At 69.7% G+C, this 22772-nt stretch carries 18 protein-coding genes and 1 pseudogene; 12 read left to right on the plus strand and 7 right to left on the minus strand.

What is annotated here, in order from left to right:
• Positions 1-140: 140 nt before the first annotated feature.
• Together ACFWMR_RS26730 and ACFWMR_RS26735 are read right to left on the minus strand one after the other, a co-directional pair.
• The gene (locus ACFWMR_RS26730) at positions 141-1319 is read right to left on the minus strand and encodes an HNH endonuclease signature motif containing protein (protein ID WP_378380371.1); all 1179 of its coding nucleotides are present in this window, start codon (positions 1317-1319) and stop codon (positions 141-143) included.
• A gap of 396 nt (positions 1320-1715) precedes the next feature.
• A pseudogene (locus tag ACFWMR_RS26735) lies at positions 1716-1946 on the minus strand (shikimate dehydrogenase); the annotation flags it as partial.
• Positions 1947-2058: 112 nt separating this feature from the next.
• Here ACFWMR_RS26735 and ACFWMR_RS26740 point away from each other — a divergent pair.
• Complete coding sequence (locus ACFWMR_RS26740) at positions 2059-2700, plus strand: TetR/AcrR family transcriptional regulator (protein ID WP_378380345.1); 642 nt, start codon at positions 2059-2061, stop codon at positions 2698-2700.
• 222 nt (positions 2701-2922) lie between these two features.
• Here the strand turns inward: ACFWMR_RS26740 and ACFWMR_RS26745 are convergent, their stop codons facing one another.
• Positions 2923-3489, minus strand: coding sequence for a TetR/AcrR family transcriptional regulator (locus ACFWMR_RS26745; RefSeq protein ID WP_378380346.1), 567 nt, complete (start codon positions 3487-3489; stop codon positions 2923-2925).
• 80 nt (positions 3490-3569) lie between these two features.
• Here ACFWMR_RS26745 and ACFWMR_RS26750 point away from each other — a divergent pair, with 80 nt between their 5' ends.
• On the plus strand, positions 3570-4481 hold the full coding sequence (locus ACFWMR_RS26750) for an SDR family NAD(P)-dependent oxidoreductase (RefSeq protein ID WP_378380347.1): 912 nt from the start codon (positions 3570-3572) through the stop codon (positions 4479-4481).
• Here the strand turns inward: ACFWMR_RS26750 and ACFWMR_RS26755 are convergent.
• Complete coding sequence (locus ACFWMR_RS26755; RefSeq protein WP_378380348.1) at positions 4471-5862, minus strand: PepSY-associated TM helix domain-containing protein; 1392 nt, start codon at positions 5860-5862, stop codon at positions 4471-4473. The two genes, ACFWMR_RS26750 and ACFWMR_RS26755, sit on opposite strands and share 11 nt — an antisense overlap.
• A gap of 115 nt (positions 5863-5977) precedes the next feature.
• Positions 5978-6523 carry a hypothetical protein gene (locus tag ACFWMR_RS26760; RefSeq protein WP_378275198.1) on the minus strand — a complete coding sequence of 182 codons (546 nt, stop codon included), beginning with the start codon at positions 6521-6523 and terminating at the stop codon, positions 5978-5980.
• Positions 6524-6582: 59 nt separating this feature from the next.
• On the opposite strand from ACFWMR_RS26760, the gene ACFWMR_RS26765 reads away from it, so the two are divergent.
• From ACFWMR_RS26765 to ACFWMR_RS26790, 6 genes are all read left to right on the plus strand, one after another.
• Positions 6583-7785: an MFS transporter gene (locus ACFWMR_RS26765; protein ID WP_378380349.1), complete on the plus strand. Its 1203-nt coding sequence runs from the start codon at positions 6583-6585 to the stop codon at positions 7783-7785.
• A gap of 32 nt (positions 7786-7817) precedes the next feature.
• The gene (locus ACFWMR_RS26770; protein ID WP_378380350.1) at positions 7818-8822 is read left to right on the plus strand and encodes a LacI family DNA-binding transcriptional regulator; all 1005 of its coding nucleotides are present in this window, start codon (positions 7818-7820) and stop codon (positions 8820-8822) included.
• A gap of 198 nt (positions 8823-9020) precedes the next feature.
• The gene (locus tag ACFWMR_RS26775; RefSeq protein ID WP_093937270.1) at positions 9021-10394 is read left to right on the plus strand and encodes an ABC transporter substrate-binding protein; all 1374 of its coding nucleotides are present in this window, start codon (positions 9021-9023) and stop codon (positions 10392-10394) included.
• Positions 10372-11346, plus strand: coding sequence for a carbohydrate ABC transporter permease (locus ACFWMR_RS26780; protein WP_378380351.1), 975 nt, complete (start codon positions 10372-10374; stop codon positions 11344-11346). The genes ACFWMR_RS26775 and ACFWMR_RS26780 overlap by 23 nt, the downstream gene beginning before the upstream one ends.
• Positions 11343-12212: a carbohydrate ABC transporter permease gene (locus tag ACFWMR_RS26785; protein ID WP_378278271.1), complete on the plus strand. Its 870-nt coding sequence runs from the start codon at positions 11343-11345 to the stop codon at positions 12210-12212. The genes ACFWMR_RS26780 and ACFWMR_RS26785 overlap by 4 nt, the downstream gene beginning before the upstream one ends.
• A gap of 39 nt (positions 12213-12251) precedes the next feature.
• On the plus strand, positions 12252-13850 hold the full coding sequence (locus tag ACFWMR_RS26790; protein WP_378380352.1) for a glycoside hydrolase family 13 protein: 1599 nt from the start codon (positions 12252-12254) through the stop codon (positions 13848-13850).
• Here ACFWMR_RS26790 and ACFWMR_RS26795 read toward each other — a convergent pair whose 3' ends face one another.
• Positions 13851-15416, minus strand: a complete 1566-nt coding sequence (locus ACFWMR_RS26795; protein ID WP_378380353.1) for a BTAD domain-containing putative transcriptional regulator — start codon at positions 15414-15416, stop codon at positions 13851-13853.
• 139 nt (positions 15417-15555) lie between these two features.
• Between ACFWMR_RS26795 and ACFWMR_RS26800 the strand changes: the two genes are divergently transcribed.
• Positions 15556-15987 carry an organic hydroperoxide resistance protein gene (locus ACFWMR_RS26800; RefSeq protein ID WP_378380354.1) on the plus strand — a complete coding sequence of 144 codons (432 nt, stop codon included), beginning with the start codon at positions 15556-15558 and terminating at the stop codon, positions 15985-15987.
• A 56-nt stretch (positions 15988-16043) separates the two neighbouring features.
• Here ACFWMR_RS26800 and ACFWMR_RS26805 read toward each other — a convergent pair whose 3' ends face one another.
• Positions 16044-18734: a helix-turn-helix transcriptional regulator gene (locus ACFWMR_RS26805; RefSeq protein WP_378380355.1), complete on the minus strand. Its 2691-nt coding sequence runs from the start codon at positions 18732-18734 to the stop codon at positions 16044-16046.
• 146 nt (positions 18735-18880) lie between these two features.
• On the opposite strand from ACFWMR_RS26805, the gene ACFWMR_RS26810 reads away from it, so the two are divergent.
• From ACFWMR_RS26810 to ACFWMR_RS26820, 3 genes are all read left to right on the plus strand, one after another.
• Positions 18881-20443, plus strand: a complete 1563-nt coding sequence (locus tag ACFWMR_RS26810; RefSeq protein ID WP_378380372.1) for a tannase/feruloyl esterase family alpha/beta hydrolase — start codon at positions 18881-18883, stop codon at positions 20441-20443.
• 343 nt (positions 20444-20786) lie between these two features.
• A complete protein-coding gene (locus tag ACFWMR_RS26815; protein ID WP_378278082.1) occupies positions 20787-22130 on the plus strand; it encodes an alpha-lytic protease prodomain-containing protein in 1344 nt (447 codons plus the stop codon).
• Entirely contained in the window at positions 22115-22756 is a 642-nt protein-coding gene (locus ACFWMR_RS26820) for a sigma-70 family RNA polymerase sigma factor (RefSeq protein ID WP_378380356.1), read from the plus strand. Before ACFWMR_RS26815 ends, ACFWMR_RS26820 begins: the two co-directional genes overlap by 16 nt.
• Positions 22757-22772: the final 16 nt, after the last annotated feature.

Below are 22772 nucleotides of genomic sequence, written 5' to 3' on the forward strand. Positions count from 1 at the left end.
GGATTGTTTCCTTCGCAAGAACAATCATCCCAAGTCAGAGGGCATCTGCGTACCCAGACACACCCCAAAACCACATCAACACCGGTGCATCCAGGGCCAACGTGTCGAATCCACGCTCGTCGCCGGATTCCGGCAACGGCTCAGAACGGCAGCACCTCCGGCCGGGGTTCGTGCAGTGGCGGCGGCGTGCTGGTGTGGGTCTGTCCGGTCGGGGTGGTGACAGTGAGGCTTCCGTCGGGGTCGAGGCGGTAGATCCAGCCGGGTTCGTCCTTCAGCCGGTGGTCACGAGCGCAGTAGGTGACGAGGTCATCCACGTTCGTTTCGCCTTGGAACTGCCATGGGATCGAATGGTCGAGTTCGCAAGTGTGGGCGGCACGGGTGCAGCCGGGTCTTCGGCACTCGCGGTCTCGTACCCGGACGAACTCGGCCGTCGCCGCGTCGGGGCGATAGCGCGTTCTGCCCAGGTCTCGGACTTGACCGCTGAGCGGGTCGGTGATGATGCGCCGGAGGACGGTGCCGGCCCCGGAGGCGATCTGGCGGCCCAGCCCTGCCGGGAGGTAGCCGTGCCCGGCCATCTTCACCGGATCGTCGTTCAACCCCAGATAGGTGGTGAGATCCATGTACAGGAACACCTCGGTGCGTTCGGAGACACCGCCCTGCCCGCCGAGGAGAAGGTCCAGCGCGATGTCAGCGCGGAGCTGGTCCATCGTGCGCGTGTCCCCCTGCTTCCGCAGTGCCCGGGCTTCCCGGTGGATTCGCTGATAGGCGGCAGTCACCTTCTCGACCGGACCGTCCACCACCTCGATCGAAGCAACACCGGTCTCGCCCTGAGCCATCGACAGGCGGCGGCCTTCCCTGCTCTCGGTCGCGCGTCTCTCGGCACCGGATGGATCGGCCTTCGTCGCCGCGTAACTCGCCGCCTTGCGGACCTGGTCGCTGTTCTTTCCCGGCAACCGTGACTCCAGTACCGCGTCCGCCGTCAAGGAGTCCTCATCGGACAGCCACGCTGTCGCCTCGGCCACCTTCTGCGCGGCGAACCCGCTCACCTCACCGCGGTCCATCAACGACAACGTTCGCGGCAACCTCGACGTCAGCGCCACTCCGGTCGCCACGAGTGAACCGGCGAAATTGTCCACAAGGGACAGTTCCAGCGCGACCTCCTGCACCACTCCGCGCGCACCGCCACGCACTTCGCTCAACCGCGACAGTGCCCGGTACCGCACCGCCTCAAGGCGAGCGAGCGCGACACCGACCTGCTTCGCGACGAGCAAGGAATCCTTGTCATCCAAGGAACCCGCCAAAGCATTGAACTCCTCCATTCGGTCCGGATCGGTCAATTCCTCGAGAACGGCCGAGAGTTCGGCCCCAGAAGTAGCCATGTGACGAAGCTACAACCGACCACCGACAAAAACAGGGCAACCCTTGGGGCTCAACAGAATTATCTGCAGTGAAGGTCGGCGACATTCTGCCCGCGACCCGTCAGCGGGCCAGACTGAGCCGCCGATCCGTTGCACCACCTCGAAAAACACCCGAGACCCGACCAGATCGATACAGAAATGCAGGAACTCACCGGACGAGTCCCGGTCGTACATCACCGAGTTCTCCCGCAGCTCCGCGGCGAAGGGCAGATCGAACCGGGCTTCGAGACGGTCGTAATAATTCCCCGGAATCTCCAGCAAAGGCGCGCCACTTTCGCGCAGGTTACGCGCGACGGCGAGATTGCGGGCGAAGCCGGTCGCGTCCGTGTTGTGCCCGGTCGTCAGCCCTTCGCGGAACACCACCGTGTTCACCGCGCCGAGCGCCGCGGCGTCGGGCGCGAGCTCGACGAGGTCGAGCCGACGGTAGAGGTAGCGCAGCCCGAGTTCGTCGACCTCCCGTTCGTGCAGCGCCGCGCTCAGCGACGGCCCGATGCCGCTGCCGACCAGGCCGATGAGGTAACTGGTCACCAAGACCACCGAGTTAATATACGAACCAGTGAGTCCACTGGAGCGCGAGCAAGCCGTGACGAGAAGGGCTGCGCTAGAGTGAGGCCCCCACCGGCGGTTCGAAGGGAGTCAGGTGGCCGCACCGTCGTCCGAGGTCGAGCGCCAGCGCGACAAGGAACGCACCCGCGCCGAAATCCTCGCGGTGGCCACCAGGGAGTTCGCCGACAAGGGGTACGCCGGCGCGAGGGTGGACGAGATCGCCGCTCGCACGAGCACCACGAAGCGGATGATCTACTACTACTTCGGCGGCAAGGAGCAGCTCTACGTCGCCGCGCTGGAGCGGGCGTACGCCACCATCCGCGCCCTCGAACAGGATCTCGACGTCGACCACCTCGAACCCGAGGACGCGATCCGCCAACTGGCCGAGCTCACCTTCGATCACCACGAAGCGAACCCGGACTTCATCCGCCTAGTGAGCATCGAGAACATCCATCACGGCGAGCACATCGCGCGATCCGAAGCCTTGTCCGGCATGGCGAACCCCGCCCTCGACGTGCTCACCCGCATCCTCGACCGCGGCCGCGAGGCCGGCCGGTTCCGCGACGACGTCGACGCGCTCGACGTGCACATGGTGATCAGCTCGTTCTGCGTGTTCCGCCTCGCGAACCGGCACACCTTCTCCGCCATCTTCGGTCGCGACATGCTCGACCCCGCGCGCCGCGCCCACTACCGCCTGATGCTGGGCGACCTGGTGATCGAGTACCTGACAGCCTGAAATCCCGGCTCTTGACAACAGGCCTCCTCCCCCGCCGTCGGGACACTGCTCGCGATTCCCTTCATGGCAGGACTTTCCGACCGGATCGGCCGCAAACCGGTGTTCATCGCGGGCTGCCTCGCCTGCGGCGTACTGATCTTCCCGTACCTGTGGTCCATTTCGGACGGTTCCTATCCGCTGATCTTCACCGTCGGCATCCTGCTGTATGGCGATCGGACTGGGTCAGAACCCCGGCCAGCCTCGTCGCAGGAACGCGAACGCGGCGTCCAGCGCGGCCGCCGGATCCGGCTCGACACCCGCCAAGTCCGGGATCTCCAGGACATAGCGGGCCAGCAACCGCACGGAGAAGCCGTCCTGTCCGCTCTGTTCGGCGATGACCTCCGTGAGCGCGTCTTCGCAGCCCGTCCACAGTGTCCTGGCGTAGGCGCGCAGCGCCGGGGTGGCGACCACCAGCTCAGCGACGCGGCGTGACAGCGGATCGGGATCCGGGTCGAACGGGCCGCGGGTCGCGAGAAAGTCCCGCAGCGCCCGCAAGATCGAAACACCCTCGGCCCGGGTTCGGACAGCGGAGGCCAAGGCCGCTTCGCGTTCGTGCCCGTGGCCGAGGATCAGCGCTTCCTTGCCGCCTGGGAAGTGTGCGAACAGCGTCGACACCGCCGTGTCCGCGGCGTCAGCGATCTCCGCGACGGTGACGTTGTCGAAACCCCGTTCCAGGAACAGCTTCCGCGCCGCTCCCGACAGGGCCTGGCGGGTCGCCGCCTTCTTGCGTTCACGCCTGCCCTGTTCCATGAGAACCAGCTTACATCGGAGTCACTCCGAAAATGAAGCAGGTGTATCTTCGAATTGACTTCGACTTTGAGGAGTACGACATGACCCACTGGGACGTCCACCACCTGCCGCGCGCCGACGGCAAGACCTTCCTGGTCACCGGCGGCAACGCGGGGATCGGCTACTTCGCCGCCGAACAGCTCGCCGGAACCGGCGCCACCGTGCTCCTCGGCAGCCGGGACGCCACCAAGGCCGACGCCGCGATGGCGTCGATCCGAAGCCGGGTCCCCGACGCGAAACTCGGGCACCTGCGACTCGACCTTTCCGGCCTCTCGTCCATCAAGTCCTCTGTGGACAGCCGGGAGATCGGGCGGCTCGACGCCGTCGTCTGCAACGCGGGCGTGCTCCTGGAAGACCAGCCGAGGCGTGAGACCACCGAGGGCCACGAACTGACGTTCGCCACCAACCATCTCGGCCATTTCGTCCTGGTGCACCACCTGATGCCCCTGCTCACGGCGGCGGACGCCGGACGCGTCGTCACCACCGGCAGCTTCGTGGGCAAGTCCGCGGAACTCGACCTGGACGACCTCCAAAGCAAGCGCGACTACCAGCCCAAACGCACCTACGCGCGCTCGAAGCTGGCGCAGATGCTGTTCGCCTTCGAGCTCGACAGGCGGCTGCGCGCGGCCGGGAGCAGCGTGCTGAGCGTCGTGGACCATCCCGGTGGCGCGCTCGACTCCCTGACCCCGTCGCGGCCGGTGCACCCGGCACCGGGCGGACGGAAGTTCCCTGCCGGGCTTCTGTTGCAGGGCAAGGAAGCCGGGGCCTGGCCCGCCGTCCGGGCCGCGCTCGACCCCGCCGTGCGCGGCGGTGAGATGTACGGCCCCCGGGTGTTCGGGCTGCGCGGTGAACCCCGTCGCGAACCGGTTCGCGGAAAACTCGCCGACACCGAGCTCGCCGCCCGGGTGTGGGCGGCGAGCGTCGGCCTCACCGGCGTCGAGGTCACACGGTGACGTCGGTGGATTCCGCTTTGGACCCGCGCCCGGACCGCAGGCCCAGCAGCAGGTCGATCACCAGGAACGCCAGCAGGCTGATGCCGAACAGCGGCACGAACCAGCCGATCGCGGCGGCGAGGACGACGAGCCCCGCCACCAGGGCGGGCGGCGCCTTCCGCCATTGACCGCGCGGGATCGGCCGCCCGAAGGTCAGCCCGGTGGCCCGGGTCGGCCTGCGCCGCCACCACATCCGGTAGCCGAGCACGACCAGCGTGACCAGGCCGCCGCCGAGCAGGAGCAGCGCGATCTGGTTGGGCCAGCCGAAGAGCACGCCCATGTGCGCGTCGATCCCCCAGCGGGCGAGCTTCGCCATCAGCGGGTAGTCGGCGAACCGCACCTCGCCCAGGATCTGTCCGGTGGTCCCGTCGACCGCGACGGCGTCGACCTGCGTCGGCCAGCCGCGCTCGACCTCCGCCACCTGCCAAGGAGCGCCGGGTTTGGTGGGCAGCCCGATCTCCACCGAGGGCGCGTCGATCCCGGCGGCCCGGGCCGAGGCCAGCATCGCGTCCACGCTCTCGGGCCGCGCGGGCCCAGGAGCGGGCGCTTCCCCGTGCCCCGCGTGCCCGGCGTGTTCGTCCCCGCCGGTCACCTTCAACGCCGGGGTGGCCCAGCCGAGCGATTCGCGCAGCGCGGAGACGTTCTCGCCCGCGTACGCCGACCACGTCAGCCCGGTCGCGGAGAGGAACAGCGCGCCGAGCAGCACCCAGAGGCCGACGGATCCGTGACGGCGCACGGACTTCCCGCGAGCGGATTCGGTCTTCGCCGCCTCGTTCCGGCGGGCGCGACGGCGGCTCACCCACAGCACGAGACCGCCCAGCGCGACCACCCACAGCCACGACGCGGCGAGTTCGCTGTAGAGCCGTCCGGGTTCGCCGAGCAGCAGGTTGCGGTGCAGCTGATCGAGGGTGGTCCGCAACGGCAAGGCGCCGCTCGAGCCGTACGCGACGAGATCGCCGCGCACCTGCGCGGTGGCCGGGTCGACGAAGACCGCGCGCCGCTCGGACTCGCCGAGTCCGTCCTCGGAGAACAGCACGCGGGTCGTGTCGCCCGGTTCAGAAGCGGGACGGACTGCGACCAGGTCACCGCCGGGGTTGGCCGCTTGCGCCGCCTTGACCTGGTCGGCGAGCGAGACCTGGTTCAGCCCGACGGGTGCCCGTAGCTGATCGGAGTAGATCCAGGACTCCATCTGCGGTGTCGCCGCGTACAGGACACCGGTGAGGGCCGCGATGAGGACGAACGGTCCGACGAGAACGCCGGCGTAGAAGTGGAGCCGGAGGAACAGCCCGCGCCAGCCGGACGCGCGCGGTGGGCTGGAGGTCGGTTCGGTTTGCGTTGCCATGAGGGAACTCCTGAGGCGTCGGTGGGGAGGCGTGCGCCTGCGCCGCGCGCCGGAAACGGTCACGGCGCGCGTGCTGGGCCCTGCCGCGACACGGGTCTCGGCAGGGTTTCGGGGATCAGGCGAACGACACCGGCGGGCCGCGCCGCGAAAGCACGTTCCGCAGGAGTGCCTCGGTCGCGGGGAACTTCACCGCGAGCGGGACACGGATCCGCAGCGGGGCCGTCGCGGGCCGGGGCGTGAGGCGGCGCGGGAGGACCGAGGCGATCAGCGTCATGAGGGCGAACAGGACGCGCTCGGCGCCGGCCAGCGCCGTGACCACCACCAGGGTCGCGACGGCGTGCCCGGCCGCCATGGGCAGGCCGTTGCCCGGGGGTTCCGCGTGATGGGAGTGCGACTCCCAGGTCAGGAAGGTGAGCGAGGCGTGCATCGCCGCTTGTCCGCCCGCCACCAGGCAGAAGATGGCGAGCGGGCCGCGACGGCGTCCCGCGAACGCGTAGGCGACCCAGCTCAGCAGGGCGACGAGCAGGACGACCACGCCGAGATCGGGGACGCGCCCGCTGGTGCTGGCGTGGGCGCCGGTCGCCAGAATGCCGGTCAGCACCCCCACGACCCCGCCACGGAGGCGCCTGGCGGGGCCTCGGGTCGGGGTCGTCGTGCGCACGGGAGGCAGAGTAGAGCGCGACCGGGCGTTCTGTCGCGGGTCAGAAGAAGGGATTCGGCTTGAAGTACCACAACAGCCTGCCGTTCGTCCGGCTCTGGACCGGCAACACCGCGTCCGGGCTGGCGACCTGGGCGCTGCCGTTCATCCTCGGCCTGGCGGTGCTCGAACGGTCGCTTTCCGCCGTGGACCTCGGGATCGTCCTGGCCGCGCGGACGGCGGGATTCCTCGTGGCCGTCCCGGTGGCCGGGGTCATCGCCGACCGGCACTCCCGTCGCCGGGTCGTGCTCTGGGCCGGCCTCATCGCAGGTCTCGCGACACCCTTGATCGCGGTCGGCATGGGCCGGTCCGTGCTGCTGACGGCCGCGGCGGCCGCCGTCGTCGGAGTCGGGCAGGGCGCGTGCCGCCCGGCCTTCCAGGCGCTGACCGCCGAGGTCATCGCCGAGGACCGGCGACAGCAGGCCAACGCCGCGATGACGCTGGCCGTGCGGGTCACGACACTGGTCGCGCCCGGACTCACCGCGTTGCTCTCGCAGGTCGCTTCGACGCCGGCCCTGGTGATCGGCACCGGGGTGCTCTGGCTGGGGACGGCGCTGATCCCGCCGAGAGGTACTTTCGCCCCGGCTCCGACCGGCACGAGGACCCGTTTCTTCGGCGAGTTCGCCGATGGTCTCCGCGAAGCCCGCCGTCACCCGTGGTTCCTGGCCGGGCTCGGCGCGCTGACCGCCGTGATCGCGACCGGCTACTCCGCCACCGGCGTCGTGCTGCCGCTGGTCAGCCGTGACCGCTACGACACCGAAGCCGTCCTGGCGGGCGGGCTCACCGCGTACACGCTCGGCGCGCTCGCGGGCGCCGTCGTCATCGCGCGCTGGCGTCCGAAGCGGCAGGGCTGGGCGGCGCTGATCGGACTCGGCTTTTACGGTTTCGCGCCGCTGAGCCTGCTGTTCCCGGTGCACCCGGCCCTGGTCATCGCCGCCTACGCCGTCGCGGGGCTGGGCATCGAACTGTTCAACGTCCCGTGGTTCACCGCGACCCAGCGGGAGGTCGAACCGGGCAAGCTCGCCCGGGTGTCCTCTTTGGACTTCTTGTTCTCCTACGGCCTGGCACCCGCCGGGCTGGCGTTCATCGCGCCCGCGATCGACGCGTTCGGGGCGGCACCGGTCCTGGCGGTGTGCGCCGTCGTCTGCTTCGCCGCACCGGCGGCCGCCGCCCTCGTTCCGTCTTCTCGCGACTTTCGCGCCACCGCACCGATCAAGAGTGTCTAGTTCTTGCGCTCACTTGCGGTAAAGTTTCAGCCATGACGCGTCGTCTTGCCGAAGTCGCCCGCAAGGTCGGGGTCAGTGAAGCCACGGTCAGCCGGGTGCTCAACGGCCGGTCCGGGGTTTCCGCCAGCACCCGGGCCGCCGTCCTCACCGCGCTGGACGTGATGGGCTACGAACGGCCGACCCAGCTGCGCGGCGACCGTGCCCGTCTGGTCGGCCTGGTCCTCCCCGAACTCCAGAACCCCATCTTCCCCGCACTGGCCGAGATCATGGGCAACGCTCTCGCCCAGCAGGGCTTCACCCCGGTGCTGTGCACGCGGACCGCGGGCGGTGTCTCCGAGGCCGAGTACGTCGAACTGCTTCTCCAGCAACAGGTTTCCGGTGTCGTGTTCGCCGGCGGGCTCTACGCCCAGGCCGACGCGGTGCACTCCCACTACCACCATCTCGCCGAGCGCAACCTGCCGACGGTGCTGATCAACGCCGCCGTCGACCACCTCGGGCTGCCGCAGATCTCGTGCGACGACGCGGTCGCCGTCGAGCAGGTCGTCGGGCACCTGAGCTCGCTCGGGCACGAGAAGATCGGCCTCGTCCTCGGCCCGACCGACCATGTGCCGTCCCAGCGCAAACTCGAGGCGTTCCGGGCCTATGCGGGGAAACTCGGGCTCCCCGTCATGGACGAACTCGTCGAGCACGGCATGTTCTCCATCGAAGGCGGTCACGCGGCCGCCGCCCGGCTGTACCCGCGCGGCGCGACAGCCGTCCTGTGCGCGAGCGACCTCCTGGCACTGGGCGCGATCCGCGCGGCCCGGCGGCAGGGACTGTCGGTGCCCGAGGACGTCTCGGTGGTCGGCTACGACGACTCGGCCCTGATGAACTGCACCGACCCGCCGCTCACCACGACCCGCCAGCCGATCGAGGCGATGGGCCGAGCCGTGGTGGAACTGCTGGTCAAGCGCATAAACGGCGGCGAAGTGGCGGCCGAGGAGCTGCTGTTCGCGCCCGAACTCGTCGTCCGGGGCTCCACCGCCCGCCGCACTTAGCCGCCTACTGGCGGAAGTACGTGAAGGCCCCCTTCATTGCGTCTAGCGCAGTGAAGGGGGCCTTCACGTACTTCGAGACGGGCGAGCTCTGTCGCAAAGTTGCAAGTTCTCATCGAGTTATTGCGTTAATCCGGGCTTTCACTTTAGAGTGACCGCAATCACGTGACAGCCGTCGCGATCCCGAGATGAGGCTTGAAGATGAGCAGCACTTGGTCCCCCACCGTGCGCCGCCGGATGTTCTGCCTGCTCGCCGCGGGCGGGCTCGTCCTGGGCGCGGCCGCCTGCGGTTCCGGCTCCGGTGAAAGCACCGGGGGCAAGGTCAAGATCACCGTCACCGGCCAGCCCCCGACCAGCCAGCCGTTCGAGCGCGGCGTGTTCGACGCCGACGTCAAGGAGTTCGAGGAGAGCCACCCGGACATCGACATCGAGCCGCACGAAGGGTTCATGGACCCGAAGACGTTCTCCGCCAAGCTCGCGGGCGGACAGCTCGAAGACGTCTACTACGTCTACTTCACCGACCCGGCGCAGATCATCACGCGCCGTCAGGCCGCCGACATCACCGAAGCGGCGAAGAGCCTGAAGAATTTCAACGACATCAAGCCGGAACTTCTGGACAACTTCCGGGGGTCCGACGGCAAGCTTTACGGCCTGCCGACGATGAACTACAGCATGGGCCTGCTCTACAGCCGTCCACTGTTCCAGAAGGCCGGGCTAGACCCGAACAAACCGCCGCAGACCTGGGACGAGGTCCGCGAAGCCGCGAAGAAGATCGCCGCGCTGGGCAACGGCATCGTCGGGTACGCCGACTACAGCAAGAACAACCAGGGCGGCTGGCATCTGACCGGCTGGCTCTACTCCATGGGCAGCGAGGTCGCGCGCAAGGACGGCGAAAAGTGGGTCGCCGCGTTCAACAACGACAAGGCCAAAGCCGCCCTGAACCAGCTTCGCGCCATGCGCTGGGACGACGACACCATGGGCAGCAAGCAGTTGCTCGAAGCCCAGGACGTCCAGCGGATGATGGGCGCGGGTCAGCTCGGCATGTACATGGCCGCCCCGGACAACGTCCCGGTCCTGGTCAAACAGTTCAACGGCAAGTACGAGGACTACGGCGTCGCCGGGATGCCGGGTGGCCAGGGCACGCTGCTGGGCGGCGAGGGATACATGCTCAACCCCAAGGCCTCGCCGGAGAAGATCAAGGCGGGCCTGGAATGGGTCCGCTGGAAGTACCTCAACCCGGAGCGCTTCGAGAAGCACGTCCAGCAGTACGTCGACGGCAAGCAGCCGGTCGGCCTGCCGGCCGAGCCGACGCCGGACATCTGGCAGGGCGCCGTCCGCGATCAGCAGCTCGCGGTCAAGACCAAGCACGCCAACGTTCCCGCCGAGAACTTCGCGTCCTATGTGGACGCTGGTTCGCGCATCAAGGGCAGCATCGAACCACCGAACGCGCAGCAGGTGTACGCCGTCCTCGACAGCGTGATGCAGGCGGTGCTCACCGATCGGAACGTGAACGTCGATCAGCAGCTGTCGTCGGCCGAGTCGAAGGTCAACAGTGTCCTCGCCCAGGTCAAGTAGCGTCCTCGACTGGCCCGCGACAGCGTCGTCGCGGGCCCGTCGCCCGGTCGCTTCCGCGGCCGAACGCCGCCGGACCCGCCTTCGCCGCAAGATCAAGGAAAACCTCACCGCGTACGGACTGCTGTGCGCCGCGCTCGTGGTGTTCGCGCTGTTCTCCTGGTACCCGATCGTGCGCGGGGTGCTGCTGAGTTTCCAGCAGGTCGACTTCGTCAACCCGCCGGCGTGGGTCGGGTTCGACAACTTCACCCGCCTGTTCGAAGACCCGCTGTTCGGCGTCGCCTGGCGCAACACCCTGCTGTTCACCGGGCTCGCGCTGGTCTTCGGGTTCGTGGTGCCGTTCCTGACCGCGGTGCTGCTCAACGAACTACGGCACGCCAAGGCGTTCTTCCGGCTGGCTGTCTACCTGCCGGTGATGCTGCCGCCGGTGGTCACCGCCCTGATGTGGAAGTGGTTCTACGACCCGGGTTCCGGGCTGTTCAACTCCGCGCTCGGCGCCGTCGGCCTGCCCGGCGGCCAGTGGCTCGACTCGAGCGACACGTCGATGCTGTCGCTGGTGTTCGTCTCCACCTGGGCGAACATGGGCAGCACCACGCTGATCTACCTCGCCGCGCTCGGCACGATCCCCGGCGAGCTCTACGAAGCCGCGGAACTCGACGGCGCCGGGCTGTGGAAGCGGCTGATCCACGTCACGCTGCCGCAGACCCGGTTCGTGCTGCTGGTGCTTCTGCTGTTGCAGGTCGTCGCGACGATGCAGGTGTTCACCGAGCCTTACGTGATGACCGGCGGCGGGCCGGACGACTCGACCGTCACCGTGCTCCTGCTGCTGTACCGCTACGCCTTCGTCTACAACGACTTCGGTTCGGCCAGCGCGTTGAGCCTGCTGTTGTTCGTCGCGCTCGGGGTGTTCTCCGCGCTGTACGTGCGCTTGACCAGGAAGGCGGATCAGTCATGAGGACGCTCGTCTCCCCCAGTACGCTGCGCAGCCCGGGCGGCAAGATCGGGTACGCCGTCATCTTCGGCTGCACCCTGCTCCTGTTCGTCATCGCGTTCCTGTTCCCGCTGTACTGGGCGGTGACCGGCGCGATGAAGTCGCCGCAGGAACTGGCGCAGACGCCGGCGACGCTCGTCCCGGACGAGTGGCATCCGGAGACCTTCGCCGACGCGTGGGATCAGCTGAGTCTCGGCAAGTACTTCCTCAACACGGTCGTCGTCGCCGGTGGCGCGTGGCTGGCGCAGCTGGCGATCGACGTCCCCGCGGCGTTCGCGTTGTCGAAACTGCGGCCGAAATTCGGCAACGTCGTGCTGGGGCTCATGCTGGCGACGCTCATGCTCCCCGCCGCGGCGCTGCTGGTGCCGACCTACGTGACGATCACCGATCTGCCGCTGCTGCACGTCAACCTGATCAACTCACCGGCGGCGGTCTGGCTGCCCGCCGCCGCGAACGCGTTCAACATCTATCTGCTGAAAAGGTTCTTCGACCAGATCCCGGACGAGCTGATCGAAGCCGCGCGGCTCGACGGCGCCGGGCCGGTGCGCACGCTGTGGCGCGTCGTCCTGCCGATCTCGCGGCCGATTCTGGCCGTGGTCTCGATCCTCGCGGTGGTGGCCGCGTGGAAGGACTTCATCTGGCCGCTGCTGGTGTTCCCGGACACCGAAAAACAGACGCTGTCGGTGATGCTGCAACGCGTCGCCATCGACATGCCGCTGAACGTGCTGGTCGCCGGCATGGTGCTGGCCAGCCTGCCGATGGTGGCGCTGTTCCTGGCGTTCCAGCGGCACATCCTGGCCGGGCTCACCGCCGGCAGCCTCAAAGGCTGACTCTCGGGGTTTCCACACAACGATTGGGAGGACATTTCCGTGACCGCAGTGGGGCAGTCCGCCGGATGGTGGCGGAGCGCGGCGATCTACCAGGTCTATCTCCGCAGTTTCGCGGACGGGAACGGGGACGGCGTCGGCGATCTCGCCGGGGTCCGCGCGCGGCTGGACTACCTGGCCGAACTGGGGATCGACGCGATCTGGTTCACCCCGTGGTACCCGTCGCCGATGGACGACGGCGGCTACGACGTCGCCGACTTCCGGGAGATCGACCCGCTCTTCGGCACGCTCGCCGAGGCGGAGGACCTGATCGCCGCGGCCCACGCGAAGGGGATCCGCGTGATCATCGACATCGTGCCGAACCACTGTTCCGACGAGCACCAGTGGTTCGCCGACGCGCTCGCGTCGGAACCGGGATCGCCCGAGCGGCAACGGTTCTGGTTCCGGCCGGGCAGGGGGCCGGACGGCTCCGAACCGCCGAACAACTGGAAGTCGCGCTTCGGCGGCTCCGCGTGGACCCGGGTCCCGGACGGCGAGTGGTACTTGCACCTCTACAGCTCGCGTCAGCCGGACTTCAACTGGGACAACCAGGACATCCGCGCGGACTTCGAGGACGTGCTGCGGTTCTGGTTCGACCGCGGGGTCGACGGCTTCCGCATCGACGTCGCCGACGGGCTGGTGAAGGATCCACGGCTGCCCGACGTCGATCCGGGTGACGAGACACCGTTCTCCGATCAAGAGGGGCTGCACGAGATCTACCGGTCGTGGCGCAAGATCGCCGACAGCTACCCGGGAGATCGGGTGCTGGTGGGCGAAATGTGGCTGCCGGACATGTCACGGGCCGCGCGTTATCTCCGCCGGGACGAGCTGCACGCGGCGTTCAACTTCGACTTCCTGGTGTGCCCTTGGGATTCCACGCGGTTCCGGGACGTCATCGAGCGGACACTGGTGGCCCACGACGAGGTCGACGCGCCCGCTGCCTGGGTCCTGTCGAACCACGACGTCACCCGGCACGTGACCCGGTACGGACGCGAGGGCGACACCGGCTTCGCGTTCGCCGACCGGCTGCACGGCACCCCGGTCGACCGGGAGCTGGGTACCCGCCGGGCACGGGCGGCGGCGCTGCTGACCATGGCGTTGCCCGGCGGACTGTATGTCTACCAAGGGGAAGAGCTCGGCCTGTGGGAGATCGAGGACATCCCCGGCGAACTCCGTCAGGATCCGGTGTGGGCCCGGACGAACGGCGCCGATCCCGGTCGTGACGGCTGCCGGGTCCCGCTCCCCTGGTCCGGCGAAGCCACTCCGTTCGGCTTCGGCACCGGGGGAACGTGGCTGCCCCAGCCCGCGGAATGGCGATCGAGCACGGCGGAGGCGCAGTCCGCCGAACCGGCGTCGATGCTCCGGCTCTACCGCGCCGGTCTGCGCCTGCGGGACGAGCTTCCCGCGCTCGGCCCCGGCGAGCTGGAATGGCTGGCACTGGGCGAGGGCGTGCTCGCGTTCACGCGGGAGCCGGAGTTCACCTTCGTGCTGAACTTCTCGGACGCGCCGGTGCCTCTGCCACCGCATCGCGAGGTGCTCATGGCCAGTGTCCCCGTCGAGGACGAACTCCCGACGGACACGGCGGTGTGGCTGCGCACCTGATCAGCGGCCGGTCGTGACCCGGCTGATCCGGCCGTGCATCCGCGCGCGGCCCGCCGGGTCACGCCACCGGAGGTGCCTGTCGAGCACCTCGCGGAGCACGCCGCCGAGGACAAGGCCGTCCGTGGCGGTATCGACGCAGGGATGGTCGCGGAGCCAGTCGAACAGCTCCGAAGACCGCCCGCCCGGCAGCACGGACCGGAGGAGGTCTTCGGTGGTGTGGTCCGCTTGCGCGCACACGTACAACGCCCACCGATGCGCTTCCGACGGCGGTTTCCCGGCCAGGTGCGTGTACACGGTGTCGACCACGTAGCGCGCCGAGTCCTCGCGCGGTGATCTGCTGACCTCGGCGGCCAGGGACAGCGCGAACGGATTGCCCGCCGCGAAGTCCACAATGGACTCACGAAGTCCAGGATCGACATCGCGCGCTTCGAGCAAGGCAGCGGATTCGTTTTCACTCAAGGCTTCGAGCTTCCTGAGCCTGATCCGGCCGGCCCAGGCCGGATCCACCAGCACCGTGGCGTCCGGGCCGTTCCGGTCCGCGATCACGACGGTGGCGTTCGGGGGCAGCCGACGGAGGACCGCGGCCACGTCGCCGGGTTCGTCGAACAGCCGGACGGGTTTGCCCATCGCGGCCGCGTCGTCGGCGAACTTCCGCAGCAACGTCGACTTCCCGATCCCGGGGGCGCCGGTGAAGAAAAGCACCTCGACGCCCTTGGCCGGATCCCTCGCGAGCGTCCGCCGGAACTCGGCGCGTTCGCGCTCGCGTCCGACGAACAAGGAGTCCGGCGCGCGGAGGACCGGTGCGCGCTCGTCCTCGGCGCGAAGCACTTTTTCATGCAGTGCCCGCAGTTTCGCCCCGGGCCGGACCCCGAGTTCCGTGTCGAACAGCTCGTGGATCGCCCGGTAGAGTTCGAGCGCCTCGGCCCGACGGCCGCCGCGATGGAGGGCGAGCAGATAGATCTCGTACAGCGGTTCTTCGAGGCGGTTCCGCTCGATCAACGCCGGTACCTCGGCCATCACCTTGTCGTGCTCCCCGAGCTCCAGGCGCAGCCGGAGCAGCTCCTGGGTGGCGGTCAGCTTCAGCCGTTCCAGCCGCGAGCGCTCGTGTTCGGCCGCTTCGCCCGGGACGCCGGCCAGCGCCGTCCCGGTCCAGAGACCGAGCGCCCGCTCCAGCAAGTGCGCCGCCGTTTCCACCGTGTGCGCCTGACGGGCACTCTCGATCAACCTGACGAATTCGACCGCGTCGACCTCGAAGGAGTCCGGGTCCAGCTGATAGCCACCAGACCGCGAGATGATCGCCGATCCCAGTCCCTGCAAGGAGAGCAGCCGCCGGAGGCGGGAGATGTAGGTGCGGATGACGGCCTCGCCGGTCACCGGCGCCCGTTCGCCCCAGAGTCCGTCGATCAGCTCGCCGGTCCGGACGAAACTGCCGGCGTTGGCGAGCAGCAGCATCAAGACGGCCTGCTGCTGCGGCGAGCCGAGGTCCAGCCGGGTGCCGCCGCTGGTGAAACCGGGCGGGCCGAGCACGGTGAAGCGGTACCGGACTTCCTGCGGCAGGGGCGACATGAGCGAAAAGTTAGGCGCGCGACGGCACCCGCCGCGACCGTCGGACGACGTCGTCGGCGTACGTCGTCCGCCCATGACGTACAGGAATGACGTCGTCCGACAGGCGCCTAGGTCAGGGCCGGATTCCTACGGTTGTGGCATGTCTGAAACCACGTACACCGCCGTCGCCACTTCGACCGCGGAAGGCCGCAACGGCGGCCGGGCGACCTCCGACGACGGCGCGCTCGACGTCGGCCTCGCCGTGCCGAAGGCCTTCGGCGGCGCCGGCGACGGCACGAACCCCGAGCAGCTGTTCGCCGCGGGCTGGGCGTCCTGCTTCGTCGGCGCCGTCCGCCGCGTCGCGGGCGTCAAGAAGGTGCCGCTGAACGACCTCGCGGTCGTCGCCGAGGTGACGCTGCACCACGACACCGACGCAGGCGAGTTCCACCTGAGCGCCGCGCTGCACCTGGAGGCGACCGGCATCGACCAGGCCACCGCCGACGAACTGGTGCGGGGCGCGCACCAGGTGTGCCCGTACTCGAAGGCGACGCGGGGGAACGTGGAGGTCACGTTGGACGCGACCGTCGCCTGAGGTTCTGGATGTCATGAAAGGGTCGTTCAGGACATTTTTTGTCCTGAACGACCCTTTCATGACACGACGCCCTTGAGTTCCCCCCGCGAACTCACTCCCAGCTTCGGGAAGATCCGGTGCAGATGCGTCCCCACTGTCCGGTGCGACAGATAGAGCCGCTGCCCGATCTCCCGGTTCGTCAGTCCCTCCGCGGCCAGCTGCACGATGCTCAGCTCGTGCGGGGTCAGCTTCTCGCGCGCGTCCGGGCCGCGGTTGGGGCTGGACTCCCCCGCGCTCCGCAGTTCACGGCGCGCGCGTTCGGCCCACGCGGTCATGCCCAGCGCGTCGAACGTCTCCCGCGCGGTGCGCAGATGCGCCCGTGAGTCGACGGCGCGCCGCTGCCGTCGCAGCCATTCGCCGTAGGCCAGGTGCAGCCGCCCTCGTTCGGCGGGCCAGCCGTCCAGCTCGGCTCCCAAAGCGGTCTCGAACAGTTCGTCGCTCGGGTCGAGCACCGCGCGGGCGTAGCGCAATCCGATGTGCAGAGCGGGCGCCGGGGTCGACAGGGCCAGCCGCTCCATCTCCGCGACGATCTCCCGCAGCGCCTCGACCTGGCCCGCCCGGATCGCGACCTCGGCGAGCTCCGCGACGAAGTAGACGCGCAGCGCCAGCTGGAAAGCGGGATCGGCGGGGTCGAACAGTCGCCGCAGATCGGCGAAAGCGTCGTCGAAACGGCCTTCGCTCGACGCCGTGATGCCCCTGGCGAGCTGCACCGTCGCCAGCACCGGCCGAGCTCCGGCGGCGAGCCCGGTCCGTTCGGCCTCCTCGGCCAGCGCCTTGGCCTGTTTGTGCTCACCCCGCAGCGCGGCGATCTCGGCCTGGACGGCGGTGGCGAGCCCGTACATGAACGGCTGGCCGGTCTCCTTGGCGAATTTGGCCGCCTCCGCCGCGACCGGCACGGCCGCGGCCAGGTCGCCGAGCCGGACCCGGCTCCACGCCTGGACGGCCAGTGCTCGCGGCAGCAAGCCGAGCCTGCCTTGCGCCCGCAGCCCCGGTGCGGCGGCCGCGGAGAACCGGGCGGCCAGGTCGACCGCGCCGACCTGCAACGAGGCACTGCCGAGAAAGCGGTCGACCTCGGGATCGGTTCCGGTGGTGGCGGCGAGTCCGCGCAACTCGCCGAGCACGGACTCCGCCCGGTCGAACGGCGCCACGTACGCGGCGACGGCGACGAGGCGCGGGTCCGAGTTCTCGACCGGGAGACCGTCCGCGACGGCCAGCAGCGTCCGCCGCGCCTCCTCACCGGGTTCGGCCCAGAAGCAGCGCATGGCGGCACCCCACAGAACGCGCATCGCCGGATCCGGGTGCCCGTCCTCCGCGACCGACTCGGCCAGCCGCGCCAGTTCGCCGACCCGGGAGAGATCCTCGCGGACGCCGTCTTCGAACCCGCTGAGCAGCCAGCTCGCCGTCGACCGTTGCCTCGGCGTGAGCTCTCCCCCGCGCGCGTCCCGGACGAGGCGTTCCGCCGTCTCGCGACCGCCGGATTCGACGGCCAGCTCGGCCGCGCGCAGCAACCGGTCCGCCCGGCGTTCCGGATCGGCGCTCAGCCGGGCGGCCTGCTCCAGCGCGGCGACGGCGGCCGTCGTCCCGCCGCGGTGCCGCGCTCGGCCGGCGGCTTCCTCCAGTTCGCGCGCGACGTCTTCGTCGGCTCCGATCGCGGCGGCCGCGTGGTGCCAGGCCCGCCGGTCCGGCTGCTCGTGGAGGATCCCGGCGAGGGCCAGGTGAGCGCGCCGCCGTTCCTCCAGCGGCACCGACGCGGGGATCGCCGACCGCATGAGCGGATGCCGGAACGACACCGTCCGGGGTTCGAGGTCGATCAACCGGGCCTCGACGGCGGGCGCCAGGGCCGACGGCCGGACGTCTTCGCCCAGCAGCGCGCCCGCCGCCGCGAGTGTCTCGGAGAGCGAACCGGTCTCGTCGAGCGCGGCGACCAGCAAGGTCGTGCGCACCGGTTCCGGCAGGCCGGTGAACCGGGCACCGAACGTGCGCTCGAGCCGTTCGGTCAGCGGCAGCACCGGATCGGGAGCCTCGGTCATCGCCGACGGCAGTTCGGTCAGGGCCAGCGGATTCCCGGCGGCCTCGGCGAGCAGCCGGGACCGGACCGGCGAGGTGAGTCCGGGGGCGACGGCGTCGAGCAGCTCGGCCGCCACGTCATCGGGCAAGCGTCCGAGGTCCATTGAGGACAGTCCCGCGTCCCGCAGCGGCGACGGCTCCCCGTCCCGCAGCGTCGCGATCAGGACGATCGGCTCCGTGTCGATCCGCCTGGCCACGAACGCGAGGACGTCGGCGCTCTCGCGGTCCATCCAGTGGACGTCCTCGGCGACGATCAGCAACGGCTTGGCCGCGGCCTCCTCCGAAAGGAGTGTCAGCGCGGCGAGCCCGACGAGATACGGATTGGGCTCCGCCGACTCGGCGAGCCCCAGCGCCGCCCAGAGCGCGGAACGCTGCGGGGCGGGCAGGGTGTCCGCCCCGGCGCGCACCGGATGCAGCAGCTGGTGCAGGGCCGCGTAGGCGAAATTTCGTTCCGCCTCGACGCCGGTCGCGCGCAGCACCCGCAGGCCCCCGACCGCCGCCGCGGCCACGGCCTCCGACACGACGGCGGACTTGCCGATGCCGGGTTCCCCCTGGACGAGGACCCCGGCGCAGCCGTCGGCAGGCCCGTCGACGAGCTCGCCCAAGTCCTTCAGCTCGGCTTCCCGTCCGAAAAGCGGCATGGTGCGGCATTCCTCCCCTCGGCCGGATGGCCCAGTCCGACGATACCCACACCGTCCCATCAGGACTCTCCGGCGGCGTCCACGGGATGTAGACGGCGTGTCAACACGACCGGCCTAACTTCAGGAAAGTGAAGAGACGCAAGAAGATGTTCCTGGCGGCCGCGCCGCTGGCCGCCTTGCTGCCGCTGGTGCTGACCTCGGTCACCCAGACGGCGCCCGCCGAAGCGGCGACGTCGTCGTGCGCGGCGGTCCCCGTGTCGGCGCCCCCGGGCGCGCGGATCGAAACGGTGGAGGCGACGCAGAAGCCGGGCGGGACCGTCACGTTCCCGCAGACTCCGTTCTCGGCCCCCGCCCCGATCACCGATGTGCCCGCGTACTGCGAAATCACCGTCACGCTGACCCACGGGAAGGCCGGCGACCACGTCAAGGTCGCCGTCGCGCTCCCGCGGACCGGGTGGACGGGCAGGCTCCAGGCGGTCGGCGGCAGCGCCTACACCGCCGGTGACTTCGGCGCCCCGCTCGTCCAGGCCGTCAAGGACGGCTACAGCGGCGTGACGACCGACGCCGGCGTCCCCCTGACCTTCCTCGACACCTCGTGGGCGCTCACGCCGGCGGGCGAGATCGACAAGCCGCTGGTGACGAACTTCGCGACCCGGTCCGTACACGAGGCCGCCGTCATCGGGAAGGACGTGACCCGGAAGTTCTATCAGCGGGCCGTCGGCTATTCGTACTGGAACGGCTGCTCGACCGGCGGCCGTCAGGGCTACTCCGAAGCGCAGAACCACCCCGGGGACTTCGACGGTGTCCTGGCGAACGCGCCCGCCGTGCACTGGGCCGAGTTCGCGGTCGCGACCCTCTGGCCGCGGGTCGTGATGAACCAGGAGAAGACCTACCCGGCGACCTGTGTCTTCACCGCCTTCCAGCAGGCAGCGGTCAAGGCCTGCGACAGCCGGGACGGGGTCACGAACGGCATCGTGGACCGACCGGACGAATGCGGCTACGACCCTCGCTCCCTCATCGGCACGAAGGTGCTCTGCGAGGGCAAGGAGGTCACTGTCACGGCCGCGGACGCCGAGGTCGTGCGCAAGATCTGGGCCGGGCCGACCGACGAACACGGGCGACGGCTCTGGGCGGGTCTCCCCAAGGGCGCGGACTTCGGCCCGGTGACGAACGCACCGGGGTTCCCGGTGGCCACGGGCTGGGTGAAGACCTTCCTGAAGAAGCAGCCCGGGTTCGACACCGAGAAGATCACCTACCGCCAGTTCGCCGACCTGTTCCGCCAGTCGGTGCGGGAGTACGACGACGTCATCGGGACCGCCGACCCCGATCTGTCGGACTTCCGCCGGGCGGGCGGCAAGCTGATCACGTTCGTCGGCAGTGACGACCAGCTGATCCCGCCGGGCGGCACGCTCCAGTACCGCCGCGAGGTGGAGCGGGAGATGGGCGGCCCGAGGCGGGTCGACGACTTCTACCGGCTGTTCCTCGCCCCGGGTGTCGCGCACTGCTTCGGCGGGGCGGGCGCCGCGCCGACGAACGCGCTGGGCGCGCTCGTCGACTGGGTCGAACACGGCAAGGCCCCGGCGACCCTGCCGGCGGCGAACGCGGACAAGACCCTCACCCGCGATCTCTGCCCCTATCCGCAGGTCTCGCGCTACCGCGGCCACGGTGATCCGGCGGTGGCCACGAGCTACCGCTGCACCGCTCACTGAGGTCCACCACACCCGTGCCCGTCGTGCCGCCGCCCCCTCCGGCACGACGGGCACTTCCTCACTCTGTGAGAACTTCCGGGCTTACCTTTGCCGAACCCCTCAAAAGTACGGTATTCACAACGAGGGACATCGCGACGAAGCAGTTCGGACACTGAGCACGACACCCTTCCCGGTGACCGAAACTCTTTGCACCGCAACGCCAATCACCACACCAGCGCGTCATATCACCCTGCGTTCGAGGCGGGCGATATGACCCAAATGGTATGTACCAGTCGGGTGATCCGCCTCGTACGGTCGGGAACGCATCTCCCCTCCCCCGCCCGTTTCCGAGGAAAGCGTCGACATGAACAGAAAGATCCTCGCCGCGACAGCCGCGGCCATAACCGGGGCAGGCCTGCTCACCGCCATCGCGCTCACCCCCAGCGCGAACGCCGGTCAGGAAGCCGCTTCGGCAGACCAGACCCAGTCCGACGTCCTGGCCGCGATGGCCCGTGACCTCAAGATCAGCCCCGAGCAGGCCAAGCTCCGGCTCGCGAGCGAGCAGCGTGCCGCTGTCGCCGACAGCACGCTGAAGAGGCAGCTCGGCACCTCGTACGCCGGATCGTGGCTCGACTCCTCCGGCACCACGCTCACCGTGGCGGTCACCGACGCCGCCCAGGCCGACCTGGTGCGCGCCGCCGGCGCGACCCCGAAGACCGTCGCCCGCAGCGCCGCCGACCTCGACGCGGCGAAGCTGCGGCTGGACGCCAAGTCCACCAAGGCACCGAAGACCGTGCCCGGCTGGTACACCGACATCGTCACCAACTCCGTCGTCGTGCTGGCGAACGCCGGTGGCGAGGCCGCCGCGAAGTCGTGGGCGGCCGAATCCGGCGTGCGGGCCGATCTTCTCCGGATCGAGGCCAGCACCGAGCAGCCGCGCGCGCTGATCGACATCATCGGCGGCAACGCCTACACGTTCGGCTCGGGGCGCTGCTCCATCGGCTTCGCGGTCGATGGCGGCTTCGTGACCGCGGGCCACTGCGGCACCACCGGAACCCGCACTTCGAACCCGAGCGGGAGCGTCGCCGGTTCGAGCTTCCCCGGCAACGACTACGCCTGGGTCCGCGCCGACGCGGGCAACACCCCGCGCGCGCTGGTCAACCGCTACCCCGGCACCGTGCCGGTGGCCGGTTCGACCGAAGCGGCGCTCAACTCCTCCGTCTGCCGTTCCGGTTCCACCACGGGCTGGCACTGCGGCACCATCCTGCAGAAGAACGCCTCGGTCACCTATCCCGAAGGCACCATCACCGGCCTGACCCGGACCAACGCCTGCGCCGAACCCGGTGACTCCGGCGGTTCGTGGATCAGCGGCGACCAGGCGCAGGGCGTCACCTCCGGTGGCTCCGGCAACTGCACCTCCGGCGGCACGACCTACTTCCAGCCGATCTCGGAGATCCTGAGCGTCTACAACCTGCGCCTGACCGTCAGCGGCGGCGGGCCGACCAGCACCACCAGGCCGACGACGACCACCACCCCGACCGGCCCGACGACGTCGAACCCGCCGGGCGGCACCTGGGCGCCGTACACCTACTACGGCTCCGGCGCGACCGCCACCTACGGCGGCAGCAACTACCGCGTGATCCAGCCGCACACCTCCATGCCCGGCTGGGAACCGCCGAACGTGCCCGCGCTTTGGGAACTCGCCTGACCTGGACCGCCCCCGGTGACCTCACCTCGCCGGGGGCGGTTCCGCCCCATGACGACGGCGCGTGGGCGGCGGATCTCGAATCCCTCGTCCCCCGCGCCAGCCGCGGCGACCCCGCGGCCACGAACGAGTTGATGAGCATCGTCCAGCCGGTCGTCGCGGACTACTGCCGGAGCCGGATGAGCGGGACGGACGTCCGCGTGATCGCCGCGGAGGACGTCGCGCAGGAGACCTGTCTCGCGGTCCTCACCACGCTTCCGAAGGCCCGGGCCACCGGTGGTTCCTTCCTCACCACCGTTCTGCGGATCGCCGCCCGGAAGGTCGCCGCTGCCTTCCGGGGGCGAGCGCGGGACAGATCCGAACCCACGCCCGATCCACCCGACCGTGCGACGTCCGAGACCGACGAGCCCGAGTGGCACGCCCTCGCCGCCGACGGCCACGACCGGTTGACCCGGTTGATGAGCGCCCTGCCCGATATCCAGCAGGAGATCCTCCGGCTGCGGATCACCGTCGGCATGTCGGCGCCCGAAACGGGTGCGGTCCTGCGGGTGAGCCCCGGCATGGTCCGGGTCGCCCAGCACCGCGCCCTGCACAAACTCCGCACGATCATCAGCGAGGACGACCTGTGATCAGCCCGCTCATCGG

Source organism: Amycolatopsis thailandensis (assembly GCF_042723255.1).
GTDB classification, from domain to species: Bacteria; Actinomycetota; Actinomycetes; order Mycobacteriales; family Pseudonocardiaceae; genus Amycolatopsis; species Amycolatopsis thailandensis.